The 18,067-nt window shown below is 67.8% G+C and carries 18 protein-coding genes, 1 pseudogene and 1 CRISPR repeat array; of the genes and pseudogenes, 10 read left to right on the top strand and 9 right to left on the bottom strand.

The genetic code is table 11. The features are described from left to right. Positions 1-178 precede the first annotated feature (178 nt). On the top strand, positions 179-1,171 hold the full coding sequence (locus tag QSK22_RS32570) for a helix-turn-helix domain-containing protein (RefSeq protein WP_285498339.1): 993 nt from the start codon (positions 179-181) through the stop codon (positions 1,169-1,171). 522 nt (positions 1,172-1,693) lie between these two features. Here QSK22_RS32570 and QSK22_RS32565 read toward each other — a convergent pair. Both QSK22_RS32565 and QSK22_RS32560 read right to left on the bottom strand, forming a co-directional pair. Beyond that, the gene (locus QSK22_RS32565; RefSeq protein ID WP_285498338.1) at positions 1,694-2,017 is read right to left on the bottom strand and encodes a hypothetical protein; all 324 of its coding nucleotides are present in this window, start codon (positions 2,015-2,017) and stop codon (positions 1,694-1,696) included. A 350-nt stretch (positions 2,018-2,367) separates the two neighbouring features. Then, positions 2,368-2,862, bottom strand: a complete 495-nt coding sequence (locus QSK22_RS32560; RefSeq protein WP_285498336.1) for an ATP-binding protein — start codon at positions 2,860-2,862, stop codon at positions 2,368-2,370. Between the two features lie 119 nt (positions 2,863-2,981). Here QSK22_RS32560 and QSK22_RS32555 point away from each other — a divergent pair, with 119 nt between their 5' ends. Further along, positions 2,982-3,797, top strand: coding sequence for a helix-turn-helix domain-containing protein (locus QSK22_RS32555; RefSeq protein WP_285498334.1), 816 nt, complete (start codon positions 2,982-2,984; stop codon positions 3,795-3,797). Next, positions 3,794-3,982: a DUF397 domain-containing protein gene (locus QSK22_RS32550; RefSeq protein ID WP_285498332.1), complete on the top strand. Its 189-nt coding sequence runs from the start codon at positions 3,794-3,796 to the stop codon at positions 3,980-3,982. The genes QSK22_RS32555 and QSK22_RS32550 overlap by 4 nt, the downstream gene beginning before the upstream one ends. Before the next feature lie 193 nt (positions 3,983-4,175). Here QSK22_RS32550 and QSK22_RS32545 read toward each other — a convergent pair whose 3' ends face one another. From QSK22_RS32545 to QSK22_RS32530, 4 genes and pseudogenes are all read right to left on the bottom strand, one after another. Next, positions 4,176-4,877 carry a hypothetical protein gene (locus QSK22_RS32545; RefSeq protein WP_285498331.1) on the bottom strand — a complete coding sequence of 234 codons (702 nt, stop codon included), beginning with the start codon at positions 4,875-4,877 and terminating at the stop codon, positions 4,176-4,178. A 328-nt stretch (positions 4,878-5,205) separates the two neighbouring features. Further along, positions 5,206-5,576 (bottom strand): annotated as a pseudogene (locus QSK22_RS32540) (transposase); the annotation flags it as partial. A gap of 454 nt (positions 5,577-6,030) precedes the next feature. Beyond that, positions 6,031-6,777 (bottom strand): restriction endonuclease, encoded by a 747-nt coding sequence (locus tag QSK22_RS32535; RefSeq protein ID WP_285498329.1) that lies wholly within the window; start codon positions 6,775-6,777, stop codon positions 6,031-6,033. Continuing rightward, complete coding sequence (locus QSK22_RS32530; RefSeq protein ID WP_285498328.1) at positions 6,774-6,971, bottom strand: hypothetical protein; 198 nt, start codon at positions 6,969-6,971, stop codon at positions 6,774-6,776. Before QSK22_RS32530 ends, QSK22_RS32535 begins: the two co-directional genes overlap by 4 nt. Before the next feature lie 542 nt (positions 6,972-7,513). Between QSK22_RS32530 and QSK22_RS32525 the strand changes: the two genes are divergently transcribed. The 3 genes from QSK22_RS32525 to QSK22_RS32515 all read left to right on the top strand — a co-directional run bounded on the left by QSK22_RS32525 (position 7,514) and on the right by QSK22_RS32515 (position 10,801). Then, positions 7,514-8,086, top strand: a complete 573-nt coding sequence (locus tag QSK22_RS32525; RefSeq protein ID WP_285498327.1) for a hypothetical protein — start codon at positions 7,514-7,516, stop codon at positions 8,084-8,086. Positions 8,087-8,628: 542 nt separating this feature from the next. Next, entirely contained in the window at positions 8,629-8,961 is a 333-nt protein-coding gene (locus tag QSK22_RS32520; protein WP_285498326.1) for a hypothetical protein, read from the top strand. A 13-nt stretch (positions 8,962-8,974) separates the two neighbouring features. Next, complete coding sequence (locus QSK22_RS32515) at positions 8,975-10,801, top strand: relaxase/mobilization nuclease domain-containing protein (protein ID WP_285498325.1); 1,827 nt, start codon at positions 8,975-8,977, stop codon at positions 10,799-10,801. A 225-nt stretch (positions 10,802-11,026) separates the two neighbouring features. Here QSK22_RS32515 and QSK22_RS32510 read toward each other — a convergent pair whose 3' ends face one another. Further along, positions 11,027-11,548, bottom strand: coding sequence for an HIT family protein (locus QSK22_RS32510; protein WP_285498324.1), 522 nt, complete (start codon positions 11,546-11,548; stop codon positions 11,027-11,029). Positions 11,549-11,654: 106 nt separating this feature from the next. After that, positions 11,655-12,167: a hypothetical protein gene (locus QSK22_RS32505; RefSeq protein WP_285498323.1), complete on the bottom strand. Its 513-nt coding sequence runs from the start codon at positions 12,165-12,167 to the stop codon at positions 11,655-11,657. A 120-nt stretch (positions 12,168-12,287) separates the two neighbouring features. Here QSK22_RS32505 and QSK22_RS32500 point away from each other — a divergent pair, with 120 nt between their 5' ends. The 4 genes from QSK22_RS32500 to QSK22_RS32485 are packed head-to-tail and all read left to right on the top strand — an operon-like array spanning position 12,288 to position 16,453. Further along, positions 12,288-12,581 carry a hypothetical protein gene (locus QSK22_RS32500; protein WP_285498322.1) on the top strand — a complete coding sequence of 98 codons (294 nt, stop codon included), beginning with the start codon at positions 12,288-12,290 and terminating at the stop codon, positions 12,579-12,581. A 49-nt stretch (positions 12,582-12,630) separates the two neighbouring features. Then, entirely contained in the window at positions 12,631-13,578 is a 948-nt protein-coding gene (locus QSK22_RS32495; protein WP_285498340.1) for a DUF2637 domain-containing protein, read from the top strand. Next, complete coding sequence (locus QSK22_RS32490; RefSeq protein WP_285498321.1) at positions 13,575-15,536, top strand: toprim domain-containing protein; 1,962 nt, start codon at positions 13,575-13,577, stop codon at positions 15,534-15,536. Before QSK22_RS32495 ends, QSK22_RS32490 begins: the two co-directional genes overlap by 4 nt. A 26-nt stretch (positions 15,537-15,562) precedes the next feature. Then, positions 15,563-16,453, top strand: coding sequence for a hypothetical protein (locus QSK22_RS32485; protein ID WP_285498320.1), 891 nt, complete (start codon positions 15,563-15,565; stop codon positions 16,451-16,453). Between the two features lie 555 nt (positions 16,454-17,008). Then, positions 17,009-17,342: a CRISPR direct-repeat array (repeat unit 28 nt; unit sequence GGAACATCCCCGCGTGCGCGGGGCCGAC). Between the two features lie 540 nt (positions 17,343-17,882). On the opposite strand, the gene QSK22_RS32480 is transcribed toward QSK22_RS32485, so the two are convergent. Next, positions 17,883-18,067, bottom strand: a 185-nt coding sequence (locus tag QSK22_RS32480) for a transposase (protein ID WP_285498319.1), incomplete at its 5' end; no start/stop codon positions are given.

Below are 18,067 nucleotides of genomic sequence, written 5' to 3'. Positions count from 1 at the left end.
AACGCGCCGTCCGCGTTCCGGTGCGGCGACCGGGTGCCGACCACGAGGAGGTCGAGCCCCGCGGCCCCGAAGTCGCACGGGACGGGCTCGGCGGTCAGGTGTCGCGCGTCGACGAGCAGCGCCCGCCTCCGGCTGAACGCCACCGGGGCCGCCTTCACCGCGGAAGGAGGTATCGATCATGAGCGACGCTCACGCCGATGCTGTCGCCTCGCGGGCACGGCGACTGCTGGACGGCATAGTCCCCGACGGGCTGCTGGCCACCTACATCCCATTACTCCTGCACGGAGGATGCCGTCTGGAAGATGCGGCGAGACTCCTCGGCGAGGAGGATCACATCGAGCTCCTCGTAGGTGCGGGGATGGCCTACCTGCAGGAGGACGGCGACGGGAATTCGATCCTGGCCCCGGCCTCACCTGACCTGACGCTGCAGCGAGCCCTGGCGCGTATGGCCGGTGACCTTGCGGCCGAGCATCAACGGCTGCTGGACGCACAAGAACGCCTTCGTGCCGCTCAGATGGAGGCCGCCTCATCGGTGGACGGAGCGATGGAGCAGCTGGTCCAAATCCTGACCGACTGGGACAGGATCGCCGAGTTGACCACGACGTTGATCCGCTCGGCACAACGCGACTGGCTGATCCTGGGTGACCGCCTCGCTGACGGCCAGTCCGCTGACACTCCGGCCTCCTCCGGCCGCGCGAACGTCAGGGCGATTTACGAGAGCGGCTGCGTCGAATCGCCCTCCGGACGCGAGCGCGTCGACGCTCTTGTCCGTGCCGGTGCCACCGTCCGGCTCCTCCCGGAGATCGGCATGAGCATGCGGCTCGCCGACGAGGCGGTCGGACTGATCCCGCTGGCAGAACGGAGATCGGCAGGCGTGCTGCTCATCCAATCCTCGGTGATCGTCGGAGCCCTGAGGGAGTACTTCGAACTTCTTTGGGAGCGTGCGACGCCGTACGGTGCACCTGATCCAGCCGACGGACCCCTGCCGCCGATCCAGATGCAGATCCTGCACCTGCTCGTTCAGGGGGCGCCGGACAAGGCCATCGCCGACCAGGTCGGGGTGAGTGTCACCACGGTGGGACGCCATGTCAACGCCATCCGCGCTGCCCTGGGCGTCCGGACCCGCTTCGCTGTTGGAGCAGAGGCCGTACGACAGGGCTTGATCGACTGATCAACAGGTGTTGGGGGCTTTCCGTGTCGTCTCAGCCTCCGCTGTAGCCGCGACACGTTGCCGACGCCCCGCGCTGGCATGGCAGGGCGTAACTGGAAGGCTGCCGGCTTCGTCACCACGCAGCAGAACGCGCCCTGACAGGGGCGCGTTCGAGACTTTCTGTACGGGGTGCTGCCCGTGGCCGCCACGCGGGCCGCCTGCGGGTCCGTGCCCGCCCGCACGCTGGCCTCCCGCCACCGCTCGCCGCTCTCCCGGTGGAAGCGGAGGCCCTCCGGCGAGGCCCCGCGGCGGAATGAGGGGGCGGCCGCCCGGCCGTCTTCGCGCGGCCGCCCTACCGACGCCGCGACGGGGTCGAACACTGCACCGACCGGCTCACGTGACGGCGCGGGGCTGCGCCCCGTCACGGCGGGCCCGCCTGTCACCGCCGGGCTGGGATCGCCCTGGGCATCGCATTGGTGCGGATCCACCATGATCCACCAGACATGGCCTGGTCAGGCCCGCCTGAGTGCGCATGTGAACGGCTCACAGGCTCGCCCTCGCGAGTTCGCGGGCGATCGCCTCGACGCATCCGGCGACGTTCTCGGCGCGTGTGATCGTCATCCCGTCGGCAAGTCGGCAGAACCGCCACCCGCCGTTGCGGTAGTCGCATGCCACGTCGACGGTGCGGTACGGGGCGTCGCACCGGGCGACGTTCACCCAGGACACGCCATAGTTCGAGACCAGGCGGCCCGCCAAGTCCCGTCGAGCCTGGACAGCCGCGTGCAGCGCGACCAGGTGCTCGCGTCGACGGTTGCGCGGAGTGGGGCGGTCGATGGTCTTCGCGTGCCGTCCCCTGTCAAGGCTCATGTCATCACCTCGCTTGTTCGTATTGCGACTGGCAGTGGAGGGGCGCGGGCGGTGCACCGGGGGGATACGTTCACCGACCGCGCCGCCTCCACCTCTCCTTCCAGGGGCCACCTACCTTGCTGACAGCGGCCCTTTGTCCGGTGCCACCGCAGTCCATCGACTTTCCGTGTGACACCGGAATCCTTCAATTCGTGCGGCCTGCGCCCTTACCGGGCAGCAGTGGACGACAGCTCGTGCTCGGCCACGGCTGCCGGTCGCACCCGCCTGACATGTCTGCCCTGCGAGCGCGGAATGCCGTCTTGGGCCGGGCGGCACTTTGATCTCTTTCGAACTGATCGCCTCTCTTCCGGTCAGTATTCGAGCCTCGCCCACACCCACTTTCCTCGCGGTTCGGTGGGGACTACCCCTTGTGCGGTGGATAGGGCCACCACCATGGGCAGTCCCCATCCGCCGATCTGGTTGTCCTTGAATCCGGGGTTGAGTGCATTGAAGTCCGGAATGATGTCTTCTGCTGCCAGTTGTGCGACTGGTCGCACCGTGGGGAGGTCGGTACTGGCGTCCCAGGTGGAGAGAGTGACGGCGCGTTCGTGCTGCGCGAGGGTCGCCCTGAAAGTGATCTTCTGGCCGGGGGTGGCTTGGCAGGCGTTCGTCACGAGTTCGTCCGCGCACAGTTGGATGTCATGGAGGAACTCGCCCGACCTGACCGCTGTCAGGCGCCAGCGGTGCAGACGCTGCTCCAGCATCGCCCGCACGGTGGCAGGAACATCGGGCGCCGGCAGAGTGGTCAACTCAAGGGTTCTGCCCTGATTCCTTGCGCCTTCCAGGCGATCAAACGTCTTCGCCACGGGCCACATCCCTCGCTGCGGACGTATGTGTTCTGCGCCACAGAGTGACTCAGTGCGACTAGGCTGTCACTGTTGATAGCAGGTTCGGAAAGTTCACCCCCCTCCGAAGGGAGCCCCCCATGGTCCGTCCGTCCCCCGATCCCAAGCTGTCGCTCTACCACTTCATGGCCTACTACCTGCGGTTTCTGCGCAAGAAGCACCAGCTCACCCAGCGCCAGGTCGCCGAGATCCTGCACTGCTCGGACAGCCAAATTTCCAAGTACGAGTCCGGTGAGAAACTTCTCAATGGAGAAGAGTGCGAACGGCTGGACGAAACATGGCAAACGGGAAAGCTGTTCCAGATCATGCTGTTCTTCGCCAAGCTCGGCACCGACACGAGCTGGCCGCAGCGCCTCGCCAGATACCAGCGCACGGCGATAGAGCATTGCGTCTTCGGTGAGAACGTGGTGCCGCTTCCGCTTCAGACCGAGGGCTACGCGCGGAGCATCCTGGAGGCAGGCCACGCAGCTGGCTTCCTCGACGACGTCGATATCGCCCTGGCGATCAGGATGGAGCGTCAGAGATCCATGCTGGAGGGGGACCCAGAGGTTTGGGTGATCATCGACGAGGTGGCCCTGCGTCCGATGGGCCCTCCACAGGTCATGGCCGAGCAGCGAGACTATCTGCTGGAGATGGGGAGGCAACGTAACGTTTCCGTTCGTATACTGCCGAAGTCGGCCGCGCCGCACATCGGTGTGGACGGGTCGTTTCACGTGTTCACGCTGAGAGACAACCGCCGAGCCGCCTACTCAGGAAACGCGATCAACGTGGGACGGGTGATCGACGACCAGAAAGAGGTCGCCAGCGTGGCACTGCGCTTCCAACGGCTTGCGGCACGGTCCTTGAGCGAGGACCAGTCGCGCGACCTAATCGCGAAGATGGGTGAGGATTCATGATCGTATGGCGCAAGAGCAGCCGCAGCGCGAGCAGTGGTGCCACCGACTGTGTCGAGCTGGCCGATCTCGGTCTCAAGGTCGGCATCCGTGACAGCAAGGATCCCGACGGCGCCCAGCTGCAGCTCCTCCGAGGTGACCTGAGGAAGCTTGTAAGCGCTGGCAAGGCCGGCAAGCTCGACCTGTGATCTTTACCAGATTTCGGAAACGTGGCTCGTCTCGCAGACGATCGCCCCTGGTAGCGAGGGCCCTCCGTGTGGGTGGGGCCCTCGCTGTCTTGTGCGGCGATGCGTCGTGTGGCGTGGTGATCGGTGGAGCCGATGGGGTGGGAGGCGGGCGACTTCAACCCGCCTCCTCACGTGCGTCGGAGCGGGCGGTTGTTCAGACGTGGAGGCTCCGGAGTGCGGCGATCGCCTGGTGCGGCGTCATCAGATCGACCGGGTGGCGCGGCATCGGGCTGGAGCCGTCGGATTCGATGAGGTGGGTGGGGCCGTAGGGCCATCCCCCGTCGACCAGCACGACGAGGTTGGTGCCGGACCACTTCTGCAGTGCCTGGTGGACGACGTCCGCGTCGGGGCCGGAGCTGGTGAGCCACAGGACGGGCGGGCGTTGGGCGGCCGGCGGGCCGCTGACGTTGATGGCGTTGATGACGTCGGCTTCGAACTCCATGCGTTCGACGGCGTCCTCGAGGGTGTCGACGACTTGGAGCCGTGGTGAGAGCCGATCGAAAACGCGCTTGTCGAAGGTGTCGCCGAACAGGCGGTGCAGGTCAGCTTGCGTTGCGATGGCCCAGGACACTCCGGTCCTGCTCAAGAGCGCTTCGGTGAGGGCGGCCCGAAGAAGCCCGCGTCCGCCGGGGCCGATGAATCCGGTGCCCTGGGGGTGTCCGAAGGTCACTGCCAGAGGTTCGGGGCTGCCGCCTTGAGGGCGAGGGATCGTGGGCAGGACCGGGGAGGGGTGCTGGCGAGCGGGCACGGGGCGCGTGTTCGCAGGCCGGTCGCTGAAGTCGCAGGTCGCCTGGCGGTGCTTGCGGCGATCGGGCGTCCGCTTGCTGTGGTGGTAGGCGCGGGACAGGACCTTCATGGATTCCTCCAAGTGTCGTTGGTGCTGACGGGCACGATGAAACCCGAACGACGCGCGGCAACCGCCTGACCAAAACGCGCGGTGAAGACAAGTGGCCAGTTCCGCGACGCGCGCCTTCGAGGCTGAAGCACGTCGCAGCAGCGACGACTCAAGGACGGAAGGGGGCGGATGGCGTCGCTGACGACTTCTACTCATTGACCAGAAGCGTTCACCTCCAGGGCGGCCCGGTGGGGCACGTGTCGGTCCAGAGCAGGGGCGGCGACCATGACGATCGCCGCCCTGAAGTCGCAGCGGGTTCGTCGAACCGGGGGTGTCCCTATGGGGCTTGTCAAGCAGCGTTCGGTGGTGCTTGGTGGGTTGGGGGCTGGTAGGTGGTGCCGTTGCGGAGCATGGCGAACAGCACGTCGCAGCGGCGGCGGGCCAGGCGGATGAGGGCGGCGTTGTGACGCTTCCCTTGGTCGCGTTTCCGCTGGTAGCACGTTCGGGAGACGGGGGCGGACAAGGACGCGAAAGCGGCGAGGAACATGGCGCGTTGAAGGTGCGTGTTGGCGCCCTTGGGCGGCCGTTCGCCGCGGGTGGAGGTGCCGGAGATCCGGCTGACCGGGGCCAGGCTGGCGTAGGCAGGTGCCCGAAAGTCGGGAACGAGCTGCCGTCGCCGACTTCCAGCAGAACGCGGGCAGCGGTCCTGACCCCGAACCCTGCTGGCGTCCGCCGTGTCGGACGGCCTACGACTTGTCCGGGGGATCATGATGGATCCGCGGCATGCGGTGACCAGGGGATCCCGGCCCTCCAGTGACAGGCAGGGCATGCCGTGGCGGGTGGCGGTGCCGCCGCGTCGCCTGAGTTGGGGGTGATACAGCGCTCGACCGCGTAGCGGCGCTGGCGGGGTGGCCGTATCGAAGACGGACAGGCCCTCCCGGCTCGCTGACCGGCACGGCCGCCGATAGCGCTGGCGATGCCGCAGGCCCGCAGCAGGCGACGGCCGCCGCGCCCTCAAGAGCAACCACAGCGGAACACCAAAAGGACACTGCCTGGAGCGTGGCAATGACCTCGGGGCCGGCTCTGGTGAGGAGCTGCGAGCCAGGAAGCGGCCGTGGCGGGCAGGTTGTGCAGCGCCTGCGCTGCGGTGATGGTCGAGGGCATCGGTGCCGGGTCATTCGAGACGGTGAAGCAGCCGGTAGCGGCGGCCGCGCCATCTGCTGCCCAGTGTGAGCATGTCGGGCAGGCTGGCGCCTTGGTCGGCCCACTGCTCCAGACGTTCTCGGTCGATCAGAGCCATGCGGAACTGTGCTGCCCGCCGGCGGGCTTCGCGCGTGAAGCCGCCGTTGGTGACCACGACCGCGACGTCCGCGCGGTGAGCGGGTCCGGCGGTGCCGTTCACCTCGTGGATCACCCGGGACTCGACTGATCGGCCAGTGGTGGTGTGTTTGCACTGGACCACGACGATCTGCCGTGTCGGCGGGTGGGTGCCGATGACATCAGCGGCCAGGTCCCCGGCCCCGCCCACCCGGCGCGCGTCCATGCCATCGCGTCTCATCAGGTCGCGCACCGCGTCCTCGAATTGGCTGGGCGTCATGGCATCCAGCTGCTCCAAGCTGTAGCGCAGCTCGGCCAGTCGTCGAGCGGTCGCACGGGCCCGCAGTATCCGCACCCGCCAGCGCGCCCAGATCGACACCGCCATGCCGACGGCGAGCGAGGGAAGCGCCCACCAGGTGCGCAGAAGCCACTCCACCAGCATGGCCAGCGCCTGCGCAATCATGAGTACCGCGACCACCGCGATGAGCCCGGCACCCAGCCAGTCCTCGGCGCTCTTGGGCCGCCGGATCCGTCGCAGCCTGTGCAGCACTGCGATGGCCAGGCGTCGGCCCGGTGACGGTCGCCCGGTTGCGCGGTAGGTCATGGCGTACGCGTGGCGGCCGGCGTCGTCGAAGCGTGCGACGAGGGCTGGCGTCCGGTCTGCCCGTCGCCGCCTGCGCTGGACAGCAGGTACAGCAGGAGCGCCACCGCACCCGCGATCAGCCACCCGCTGCCGCCCTTGGTGCCGCGCCGACTCGGCATGTTCACCCAGTGCCCGCGGCGGTAGTAACGAGTCATCGGCGGTTCCTCCTCACCGGGCATGGTGCGCGGTACACCCGCGCGGCGTCTGTGTGCCCGTGAGGCGTACTGAACCATCCGCCGCCGACAAAACCCGCCCGAGGTCGCGTGATCAACGGCAAATGGTCACGTGTGGACAGGAAATGATGACCTCCACGCTATTTCCGTCTTTCCTGGACGACATCTCTTCCTCGATGTGATCCAGGGGGCCGATGGTGTGCTTCTCACGACCTGGATCAAGCGACGTATGAACGGCCGGATCGACGTGTGCGATTGGGACTGATCAGGCCGAAACCCGTGCCTCGCCCCGACAGCGTTCCCATACGTGCGGCATGCAGGGTGCTGGCGGCAGAACGTGACGGTGCCGAGTCGGCAGGTCAATATCGCGCCACGCCGTCAGGCGAGATGACGATCCGTGCAGTCGTCAGGCAGTATGGAGCGAAGACAGCGTCAGAGATTTCGAAACTGTGCCAAATGCCGTGAAACGTCGTCTACGGGAAGGAATGCTGCATGGCCGAAGCCGATTCGACATTGGAGCTCACATGGACGATCGCGAAAACCGTACGGACAAGGACACCGAGCGGTTTGCCGCTGAGCTGAACGAGCGTGTCCGCATACTCAACGGCCTCACCGAGGGAGCACCTGGGCTGACACAGCCGGAGACCGCATACACGGTTCTCGGGAACCTTGCCCAAACCGCCTTCCGCCTCAGCCAGACCGCCGAGCACCTCGACGCCTTCCTGGACAGGGAGCTCAACGCCGGGCGGCTCGAGCATGACCACGGCGACGACCCTGAGCCCAGTGTGCTGAAGGCGCACGATGCGCTGGCACAGGCGACCGAGCAGAGCATGGACCTGGGGGAGGCGTTCCGCCGGGCCCAAGGAGCACTCGCCGCCATCCACGCCCGTGAAGGCGACACAGACCTGTCACTACGTAACGCCACGAAACCGGCGGTATCACAAGCCGAGAGCGTCGAGGGCGCTGCCGAGCCTGAGCCGGCGGCCAAGGACTTCCCGAAACCGATCGGTGACGTCATCTCCGAGCCCGTAGGGAAGCCGTCCCCACCGGGGGCTCGGCCCAACGCTGCGCCGCCGAAGCCTCGTCGCGAGGTCTGACCCCGCCCATGCCACTGGGCCTGTCCGGTGGATCATCGTGGATTCGCAGCAGTGCGGTGACCAGGGGTGGTGCCGACCTGCTGATGACGGCGAGCCTGGCGTGGCGGGCGGCGGTACCGCGCCGTCAGCCCGAGCCGGTTGGTGCGGTACTCGACCATGGCGCGGCCCCGGCGGGCGGCCCCAGCGAAGGCGGATGGGCCCGTCCGGCCCGTTGATCGGCACGTCCGCAAATGGCGGTGGACGACCCGGTGCCGCCCCACCCAAGTTCAAGATCAACCAGAGCGGAACACCGAGATCCACCGGATAGGGCCTGATGCGCAGCCTCCGGCGTAGCCGCACATCGTCAGGAGGCTGCGCCGACGCCGGGCAAGAAATGGAAAACGTTCACTTATGGCGGCCGGACCGGGCGCGGTCCGGCCGGATGCGGATCGAGCGCGATCCTGGAGGGGGGAGGAGTAGCCGCGCACGAGGACGGGCACGCGGTGAGTCGCGTACAGCGCCTGAACCGGCGGGCGCACAGGACACCGCGTCGAGGGCGGTCGGTGAGGTTTGTCCTGTCCGACGACGAGTACCAGGTCGTGGCGACAGCAGCTGTCAGAGAGGGGCTGGCTACCGGGGCGTTCGCGGCTCAGGCGGCACTGTCGGTGGCCACAGGGCGTTCTCGCCCGGAACACGCGCTGCTTCGGGAAACGCTGGCGTCGGTGATGCAGGCCGCCGGACAGGCTCGGCGCATCGGGGTGAACCTCAACCAGGCTGTTGCAGCGCTCAACGCGGGAGACCCTCCGACGCAGTTGCGCTGGTACGCCGAGGCCGCGGCACGAGCCGTCCGCAAGCTCGACGACCTGGCCGACGAAGTTCGTCGGCGCCTTCCGTGACCCAGGGGCCGGAGTGATCGGGAAGATCTTGCGGGGCGAGCGAGTACAGGGACTGCTCCGGTACTTGTACGGTCCCGGACGTAACGGCGAGCACCGCGATCCCCACATCGTCGCCGGCTTCCGCAGCCCGCCGGAGCTGGAACCGGATATCGGCGAGGACGGCGGCAGGGACTTTCGGCGCCTGGACGGCCTGCTCACCCAGCCGCTCGCTCTGCTCGGCGAGCGCAACTACCGCAAGCCCGTCTGGCACCTGTCGCTTCGGGTCGCCCCTGAAGACCCCGTCCTCACCGATGAGCAGTGGGCGCAGATAGCAGAGGAGGTCATGGCCCGGACCGGCCTCGCTCCTGCCGGCGATCCGGACGCGGTCCGCTGGATAGCGGTCCGCCATGCCGACGACCACATCCACATCGTGGCCACGCTCGCCCGCCAGGACGGGGGCCGCCCTGAAATCTGGAACGACGGATACCGGGTGCGCGATGCCTGCCGAGCTGTCGAGAGGCGATTCGGATTACGCTCCACCGCGCCTGCGGATCGCACGGCGGCCCGGCGGCCCAAGCGCGGAGAAACCGAGAAGGCCGCCCGCCAGGGCTGGAGCGAGCCGCCCCGCGTGGTTCTGCGGCGCGCGGTGCAGGTCGCCGCGGCGGGCGCGCGTACGGAGGAGGAGTTCTTCGACCGCCTCCGTGCCGCAGGAATCCTGGTGCGTGAGCGCTTCAGCCGGCAGCATCCGCAGCAGCTCACCGGATACGCCGTCGCTCTTGACCAGGATCGGGATTCCGCCGGACAGCCGGTCTGGTATGGCGGCGGCAAGCTCGCCGCTGACCTGACTTTGCCCAAGCTTCGGCACCGCTGGGCAACCGGTCGTCCACAATTCGGTCCGGCGTCCGCGGACTACCGTCCGGTATCCGGACGGCACCTGTCCCAGCGGACCGCCCGCGCCGTACTGCGGACGGTCGTCCGCGAAGCCGCTGAACGCGCCCGGACAGCGGAAGAGTTCTTCGACGCGCTGTCGGCCGCCGGGGTCTGGGTGCGGCCACGCTACAGCGAACGCAACTGCGAACAGGTGACCGGTTACGCGGTAACTCTCCCTGATCACCGCTCGGCTGAGGGAGAAGAGATCTGGTACAGCGGAGGACGGCTGGCCGATGACCTGACATGGCCCAGGCTCCAAGAACGCTGGCACGGCGATCGAAGCAAACCGACCAGCGGCGAGGCGGCGGCGCAGTTGACGGCAGAGGAGGTGCGTGCTTTGTATGAGGACGCCGCTCGCGCCGCCGCCTATGCCACGGCACAGTTGCGCCGCTACAGCGTCATCAACCCCCACGCCGCACGGGACGCCTGCTGGGCCGCTGCTGATGCACTCAACGTCGTGGCGGCCGTGACGGGCAATCGTGACCTGCGAAGGGCCGCGAACTTCTACGATCGAGCAGCCCGCCCGCCGTACGGACGACTCCCCGCCCCGACAGCGGCGGGCGATGGCCTACGCACGACCGCGCGTCTGTTGGCGATGGCCGGCCGTCGAGGAAGCCGCGCTTGTGGAATGACCTCCTTGGTGGTCAAGCTAATCCATCTCATGGGGTCCATCGCCCACCTTCATCGGGCCCAACAGAGACAAGCTCAGGCGGTAGCCGCCGAAGCTGCGAGTACGTGCCTACGCTCTGCTGTCCCCGTCGGACGGGAAATGTCCAAGGCTGCGCCTGGTCTCGGTTCGGCACCAGTGGTTCTCGCTATGACCGGCTTCTCTGCCGTAAGGCCCCATGACGCCGGCCAATTCCGGCCGATAAATGGGCGAGCTGAACGTTCCGTTCCTGACAACCGCACGCGTCAGCGGCCCCGACGATGACTGCAAAGCGTGACATTCGAAAGAGGCAGGCCAGTGCCCTGCAGACCGTGGGTCAGGGCACTGGGACGACTTGCCATCCCCGGACATGAGCACCGGCGGCGACAAGGCTTGAAGCGACGATCAGGCCCGTATACTCAGTCGCGCCCGTCAAGGGTGCACGCATTAGGAACCTTTAAACATAGAGGCAGAAACTCATCGGACATCGTAGCGACGGTGGTCGGCCAGTCAGTACGCCTCATCAGTGATGGTCTTGAGAGCAGCGGTGAGATCGACACGAAGGTCGGCATGCTGAGGACCGAGGCGATGCTCGGCGGCATAGCGGACGGCGCCATACCGCCACACGGGCCCGCTACGCAACTCATCGGGCTCCCAAAGGTAGCGGGCATGAACGTGGCCGTGCAGATGCTGCCAGGAGTTACCGAGTACCTCGTAGTTGATGCGCCAAAAGCCCTGACATCTTGCTTGGCAGACTGTCTGTACGGCTTCTCCAAGGAGAGCCAGATCGAACAGGAAATCCGCCCGCTGGGCACGAGGCAGATCGGTCAAGTGGTCGGCGTCACCGTCGAACAGCAAGACACAGTATCCCGGCAAATGCTGGGTGTCGCCGATGACTGCCCATCCCGTCCGCATCCGCCACAGCACCGTCGGGTTCTCGCCCCGGCGCGCTGCGCCCACGCGGTCACGCCTCCAATCAGGGTCTGCAGCCGCAGTCTGCTCTGGCATCGGCTCCTCCTCAGTGATCTGCATGCCTTGATTGTCGTCGCATTGCATGCCAGTGGGGCGCACCGGGTTTGCTCGAGGTGGGTGTTGGGGATGGGCGGCGCGCGGCATGGCTCGGACCGGTGGCGGTGGCTCACGGAGTCGCGGAAGAGCTGTGGAGCTGCGCGGATGGATGTGGGCTGCGGTCGGCGGTGGCTGCGGCGCGGATCATTTCGCCGACGAGCGAGCGGGTCTTGGGGGAGAGGTCGAGGAGGGCGCGGAGGACCTGGATGTCGAGCGCTCCGCGTTCGACCTCGTGGCGTAGTGCCGTGAAGGTGAGGTCGTCGGCGACGGGGGCGGCTTCGGCCGGGGAGCCGAAGTAGCCGAGGGGGACGCCGAAGAAGGTGGCCAGCGCGGTCAGGGTCTTGAGCTGAGGGTTGTCCTGGCGGCCGGTACGCAGCTTCCAGACGGTGGTGGAGGAGATGTCCTCGCCTGTCGCCGCGCTGATCGCGGCTGCGGTCTCGATGTTGTTGCGGGCCGGCGGGGCGTCCGCCGGCCAGAGGTTTTGGATCAGCCACTCGATGCGTTCCGCCAGCGTCGCCGAGGGGGAGGCGTCCTCGGTGGCTTGTGGCCTGTCCTGTGCCGCCGCACCCTTCTCGTTGCTCATAGTTGATCGACACGCCTTCCAATCACTTTGATTGACAGTAGCTCATGAGTGATGCATCTTCTGGACCAAGAACTTTAGTTGATGGACGTCGTGTCCATCGGCCGACACAACGGGGGAGTGATGACAACGCCGGCGACCACCCTGCAGGACGAGCTGGAGGAAAGGCGCAACCGTCTGCTGCGGCTCCACTTCGAGCTCAGGCGTCTAGGCGCCTCGGTGCGGGCACGCAAACCCCGCCATGGACGATGGCGACTTCGCATACGAGGCGACGGATGGTCGGAGACCGTCATGTGCGCGGGAGCCGAAGGCGTCTACGCCTATGTGACCGGCCATGGACGGCTGCTGGGCACCACGGACGAAGTGCGGCACGTCGCCCGTCTGCTGATGTGGATGGTCGCGCGGAGGAAGCGGTGAGCACGCCTGCCACGCCCGGCAGGACACTGGCGACCCGCCAACGGTGGCGATGATGGAGTCGAGGCAGGGCTGGGCGACGTCCGCGGCGATCCTGGGTACGCGGACCCGCGCCGCCAGGATTGTGAGCGCCGTGGTGGCGCCGATGATCGTGGCGCTTGCGGTGCTGGGGGGAGTCGGCTCGTTCGCCACCGTCCGGGAAATGGCCGAGCCGCACTTCGGAGGACTGGCATGGATCGTCCCCATCGGCATGGATTTGGGAATCTCGATCCTGCTGGCTTGGGACCTGCTCATGGAATACCTCGGCCTGCCCTGGCCGGTGCTGCGCTGGGTCGCCTGGGCCTACATCGTCGGCACCGTGCTGGTGAACGTCGCGGCTGCCGACGGTGCCTTGGCGGGCAGCGTGATGCACGCCGCCATGCCGTTGCTGTTCGTCACCGTCGTGGAAGGCGTGCGGCACCTGATCCGCCAATGGGTCGGTCTCGCCACCGGCAGCCGCGTCGAGCGGGTGCCCGCCACGCGGTGGGTCCTCGCTCCGATATCGAGTCTGCTGCTGTGGCGTCGCATGATCTTGTGGCACATCACCGGATACCGGCAAGGACTCGAGCTGGAGTACCGGCACCTGATGGCCGTGTCCGCGCTGCAGCAGGAGTACGGACGATGGTCCTGGCGGTGGCGGGCACCCCTGGCCGAACGGCTCGCACTCCGCAAACTGCCTGCCGAGACGGACGCGAGCACGCACTGTGGACCGGTGGATGAAGCCTCTTCCACGGGGGAGGCCGCTTTCGGTGACCAGCCGAGCCGCCCCACACCTTTTCCGCGGGAACTGCTCGTGGCCGCCCGTCAGATCAGTGGTGAGGCGGAGCAGCAGGGCCAACGGCTGACCAGGGTCATGCTCGGCCGGCGTCTCAGAGAACTCGGCTTCTCCATCGCCAACGACAGACTCGCATCGCTCATCACCGCGGTCCGGGAACAGCCCATGCGACAGGAGGGGCCGTGACTGCTCCGTCGTCCGGTGAGGCCGAACAGTCGGTCAGGCGCCTTGAGGAACAGCAGCGTCAGGTTGAAGTGCTGCGAACCGTCGCCGACCAGGTGGTGGCCGACATCCACCAGGGGCGCCTTTCCTGGGCTGATTGGCTCCAGCAGGCGAGCCGCCACGGACGCTACGGGTTCACCAACTCGCTGCTGATACCGGCGCAACGGCGCACGGCCACCGACGTCCGCTCGTATGACGCGTGGCAAAAGCAGGGACGCCAGGTGCAGCGGGGCGAGACGGGGATCCGCATCATCTCCCGGCGGGGCAAGCCCGCATCGGTCTTCGACATCGAGCAGACCGCGGGAGCGGCGCTCGACGAGCCGCCCCGGCTCACAGCCGCCGAAGGCCTGGAGAGACTGTGCCTCCTGGCGGCGAAGCTGGGGCTGTACGTCGACCGCGGCCAACGGTGGCCGTACCTGGACCGGCTAGAGCGACGCGTCGCCCTCGCCGCAGAGCTGGACGACGTCGCAGCGGCGACCGAACTGGCCCACCAGCTGGCACACGTGCTGTCGACCCGAGATGCACTCCACTCGACGGGCAACGGCCGGACCGACTGCTATGGAGCACGCCGCGTTCGCGCCGACTCGGTCGCCTTTCTGGTGCTGGCGGAGCTCGGCCTACCTGTCGACCGGCTCTCCTTCCCGCCTCCTGCACAGTGGGCGGGAACAGACCACCGTGCCAATCCGACCGCCGCCGTCCGAGCCATGGGGGAGACCGTCCTGCGGACGGCCAGCGGGCTGCGGCACCGTCTGCGGAGCATCGCCTCTCCGCTGGTCACACGGCAGGTCGAGACGCCGCCTCTTCGAACCGCTCGACCCAAGGCGACCAAGCCTGAAACCGGCAGGCGAGACGAGCTGCTCGCCGTCCTCGCCGACGCTCACACCTTCTACACCGAGCTGATTACCAGCGGGTGGGGCGCGGACTACCTGGCCGCGCGCGGCTTCGACGCAGACGTGCAGAAACGGTGGGGAGTAGGGCACGCACCTCGCGGCCCCAGGGCCCTCGTCGAGCACCTGCGCCGTCTCGGCCACGCCGACGAGCAAATTATGGACGCCGGGCTGGCCAGACCGGGGAAGGACGGCGACCTGGTGGACCTCTTCCGCGACCGGGTGCTGCTGCCCTTCCGCGACGAGGACGGTTCCGTCGTGGGCTTCATCGGACGTCGCCGGGACGGAGCACGCGGCCCGAAGTACCTCAACTCCCCCGACACGCCGCTCTTCCACAAGAAGGCGATTCTCTACGGCCTGCACGAGAGCCGGGACCACCTCGCGCGAGGCGGCCGCCCGCTCATCGTCGAGGGTCCGCTCGATGCGATCGCCGTCAACAGCACCATGCCGCAGACCTACGCGGCCGTCGCACCATGCGGCACGGCGATCACGCCCGATCATCTCGACGCGCTCGCTCGATACGCCGACTTGAACACCACCGGGCTCGTCCTGGCGTTGGACGGCGATGACGCCGGACGCGCCGCCGCCCTCCGCGCATGGCAGACACTGCGCGTTCTCACCGGCCCGATCGACGCGGCCCTGCTACCCCAAGGTCGAGACCCGGCTGATCTGCTGACCAGCGGCAGCCGGGCTCACCTCGAGCAGGCGTTAGGCAGCCTGATTCCCCTTGCCGACCTGCTCGTAGACGAGAAGATCAAGCGGCACGGGGGAACGCTCGAGTTCGTCGAGCAGCGATTGGCCGCCGCCCGGGCCGCCGCCGGTCTGATCTCCCAACTGCCCCCTGACCAGATCGCCCGCCAGGTCGCCCGCGTCGCCTCCCGCACCCAGGTGGAGGCCGCCGAAATCACGGCAGCCGTGGCCGCAGCGATCAGCCCGGAACCGGCATCCGACATCTGCCCGGCACGGTGGAAGCATCCAGCGATGTCGGCGGCCGGCAGACGCCCGTCGCCACCACGTCGATCTCGCGCCAAGTAGCACCAGCACCGACCCTCGGGGGAGTCATGACCACGCAGCAGCATCCGGATCCGATCACCGAAGGCTTCACGCACAGCGGTGAACGCATGATCCAGATCATCACGATGGCGGCCGCGCTGGAACAGGGGTACGTGCGGCACCTGGCGCGGTTAGCGGCCGCGAAGGCGACCCGCGACGCGGCAGAAAAGCGCATGGCAGCCGAGCTGAAACGGGCGGCGCTGGCTGAAGCCCGTGCCCGATGGGCTCGCGCCCACGACCGCAACTGGCTGCGCCAGGCAAGCCTCGTCGACACGGCGGAGACGTGGGCGGCAGCAGTGCCCTATGCCGCAGACGAGCAGGCCGCAGCCTCGGCCGTTCGCAAGTGCGAAGAACGGCTCCGCGACCTGCATCCGCACGCGATGAGCCACTACGACAGGTTCCGGGCCCGTGGCGAGACCCACCTGGGGGCAATGAAGCTGGCAGCCCCCTACTTCACTCGTGATCCCCACGTACGTACCGGCCAGCCGATGCCGCAGCGTCCCGAGCTCGCTGAAGGCTCCGGTGCCCAGTGGGCGGCCACCGTCCACGGCCCGCACCTCAGCGACCTGGAGGAGGCACGCCGAGAGCAGCGAGGCCACCAGATCGTCACCGCCATCCTGGAACGCCTGCGGGCCGAGGGCCGCGAACCGCATCCTGGAGAACTGCGCACGATCCTCGAAGCGACCACCAACCTGCCGGACCACGCCATCGCCAAGCTCGTCCCGGAGCCTGCGGCCGCGTCGCCCGAAGCAGCCACTCAGGTACGACTCGCCGCGGACGGCTTCCCCTTCTCCATCGACGAAGCCCTGGCGATGCACATGGACCGACCGGCTGAAGCACCTGCAGTGAGGAGAACCCCAAGGCAAAGCCCGGACCGCAACCGACGCCGCAACCTCTGACACCTCGGAGGGACGTGCTCGACTGGCTATGGGGCCGGGCGCCCATCGACGCCCTGCCTGTGTTAATCGCCATCGTCCGGGGCGCAGACAAGCTCATGCTCGTCAACCTCGTCAACGCCCTGTGCTGCGCGACCGTCCTCGGGCCGGCCCCTCATCATGGCCATCAAGCATCCACGCCCGCCGCCGGTACGTATCTACCCCCAGCCTCCCGCCACCGCGGCGCCCAATGATCAGACAACGGACCCGCTGCGCACTCCCATATGAGGCTCCGGTCCTGAGGGCCTTCCCGAAGCTGTGCTGCTTGGCGACACCCATGCCCCTCGCGCGCGTACGCGGGCTGACACGGCGGCTACCAGTGCCGCCAGCATCTGGGTGGACCGTCTTCGCATGCGCGGGGCCGACTGTCAGCCGAAGGGGTGGGGCAAGAGCCCGCTGGGAACATCCCCGCATGCGCGGGGCCGACCGGATCGCGGTGCCGATCGCGTTCCATACCGGTGGAACATCCCGCGTGCGCGGGGCCGATTGCCACGACGCCCGCGCATCCTCGACACCGAGCGGAACATCCCCGCGTGCGCGGGGCCGACTGGGTAGCGGTGTCGGCTGGGCATGCATGAATCGGAACATCCCCGAGTGCGCGGGGCCGACGACCCGCGCCCCTACGAGGACGACTGGCATGCGGGAACGTCCCCGCGTGCGCGGGGCCGACTCAACCATCACCGGCCGCGAGTACGGCGAGAACGGAACATCCCCGCGTGCGCGGGGCCGACCAGCGTGCCGACCCCGCCCAACTCGACCGCTGGGGAACATCCCCGCGTGCGCGGGGCCGACGGTGCTCGTGCTCGGCTCGCATCACGCGTTCCCGGAACATCCCCGCGTGCGCGGGGCCGACACTTGCTGACCTGGGAGTCTATGCCAACGAGACCCAGTTTTCATTTAGTTGGATTCGCAAACCCTCGGCCGGGGGACTGGCTTCTCGAGTACCGCTGTATCGGAGTTCCGGCGGCGTGAGGCGGCGATGGACATGCCCGGTGAGCCATGCTGGTGCAATCCACACCCTGCTGGCGGCGATCTGTTGCCCAGGGACGGGCGCCGCCGCCTCGGGGTTTGGAGCGGATAGTGCGTCGGCAGTGGGATCCGACCGATGGTGACCCGCCTGACGAGGTGATCGCGCGATCGGTCGGCTCGCGACTCTGCCCGGCCCGATCGCCTCGCAGGTTGCCGAGGTGTTCACCGGCGGGCCGCGGGCCGGGCCCGGCCGTGTCCCTGGAGCCGGGTCATATCGGTCGTCTCACCGGGCAGCCCGTCCGTCCGGATATGGCAATGACTGTGACGTCTGGATCGTCTGCACCGTCGTATACGGCTGTTCCCGTGGGTCACGTCCAGCGGAGTGGTGTATGAGTCGGCCTCCGCGTGATCCTGTTTCTGCCGGTTAAGCAGTGATCGCCTGCTGGTCGCTCTCGTCCCCGCAAGGGCCGCCGTCAATCACCCGCAGTCTGGCTTTGGCGAGGAACTCCAGGCCCATGTAGCGGCGGCCCTCGGTCCACTCGTCGGTCTGCTCCATCAGCACGGCGCCGACGAGGCGGATGATCGCGGTGCGGTCGGGGAAGATCCCGA

This window comes from Actinomadura sp. NBRC 104425, from assembly GCF_030269545.1.
Classification (GTDB): domain Bacteria; phylum Actinomycetota; class Actinomycetes; order Streptosporangiales; family Streptosporangiaceae; genus Spirillospora; species Spirillospora keratinilytica.
The sequence above is the reverse complement of the archived record's forward strand: the minus strand, read 5'-3'. Positions and strand labels throughout refer to the sequence as shown.

What these genes read in the sequence shown, in the direction of transcription:
- QSK22_RS32570 (WP_285498339.1), top strand. Translation starts at nt 179, where the DNA reads ATGAGCGACGCTCACGCCGATGCTGTCGCCTCGCGGGCACGGCGACTG.
- QSK22_RS32565 (WP_285498338.1), bottom strand. Translation starts at nt 2,017, where the DNA reads ATGAGCCTTGACAGGGGACGGCACGCGAAGACCATCGACCGCCCCACT.
- QSK22_RS32555 (WP_285498334.1), top strand. Translation starts at nt 2,982, where the DNA reads ATGGTCCGTCCGTCCCCCGATCCCAAGCTGTCGCTCTACCACTTCATG.
- QSK22_RS32550 (WP_285498332.1), top strand. Translation starts at nt 3,794, where the DNA reads ATGATCGTATGGCGCAAGAGCAGCCGCAGCGCGAGCAGTGGTGCCACC.
- QSK22_RS32545 (WP_285498331.1), bottom strand. Translation starts at nt 4,877, where the DNA reads ATGAAGGTCCTGTCCCGCGCCTACCACCACAGCAAGCGGACGCCCGAT.
- QSK22_RS32535 (WP_285498329.1), bottom strand. Translation starts at nt 6,777, where the DNA reads ATGACCTACCGCGCAACCGGGCGACCGTCACCGGGCCGACGCCTGGCC.
- QSK22_RS32530 (WP_285498328.1), bottom strand. Translation starts at nt 6,971, where the DNA reads ATGACTCGTTACTACCGCCGCGGGCACTGGGTGAACATGCCGAGTCGG.
- QSK22_RS32525 (WP_285498327.1), top strand. Translation starts at nt 7,514, where the DNA reads ATGGACGATCGCGAAAACCGTACGGACAAGGACACCGAGCGGTTTGCC.
- QSK22_RS32510 (WP_285498324.1), bottom strand. Translation starts at nt 11,548, where the DNA reads ATGCAGATCACTGAGGAGGAGCCGATGCCAGAGCAGACTGCGGCTGCA.
- QSK22_RS32505 (WP_285498323.1), bottom strand. Translation starts at nt 12,167, where the DNA reads ATGAGCAACGAGAAGGGTGCGGCGGCACAGGACAGGCCACAAGCCACC.
- QSK22_RS32500 (WP_285498322.1), top strand. Translation starts at nt 12,288, where the DNA reads ATGACAACGCCGGCGACCACCCTGCAGGACGAGCTGGAGGAAAGGCGC.
- QSK22_RS32495 (WP_285498340.1), top strand. Translation starts at nt 12,631, where the DNA reads ATGATGGAGTCGAGGCAGGGCTGGGCGACGTCCGCGGCGATCCTGGGT.
- QSK22_RS32485 (WP_285498320.1), top strand. Translation starts at nt 15,563, where the DNA reads ATGACCACGCAGCAGCATCCGGATCCGATCACCGAAGGCTTCACGCAC.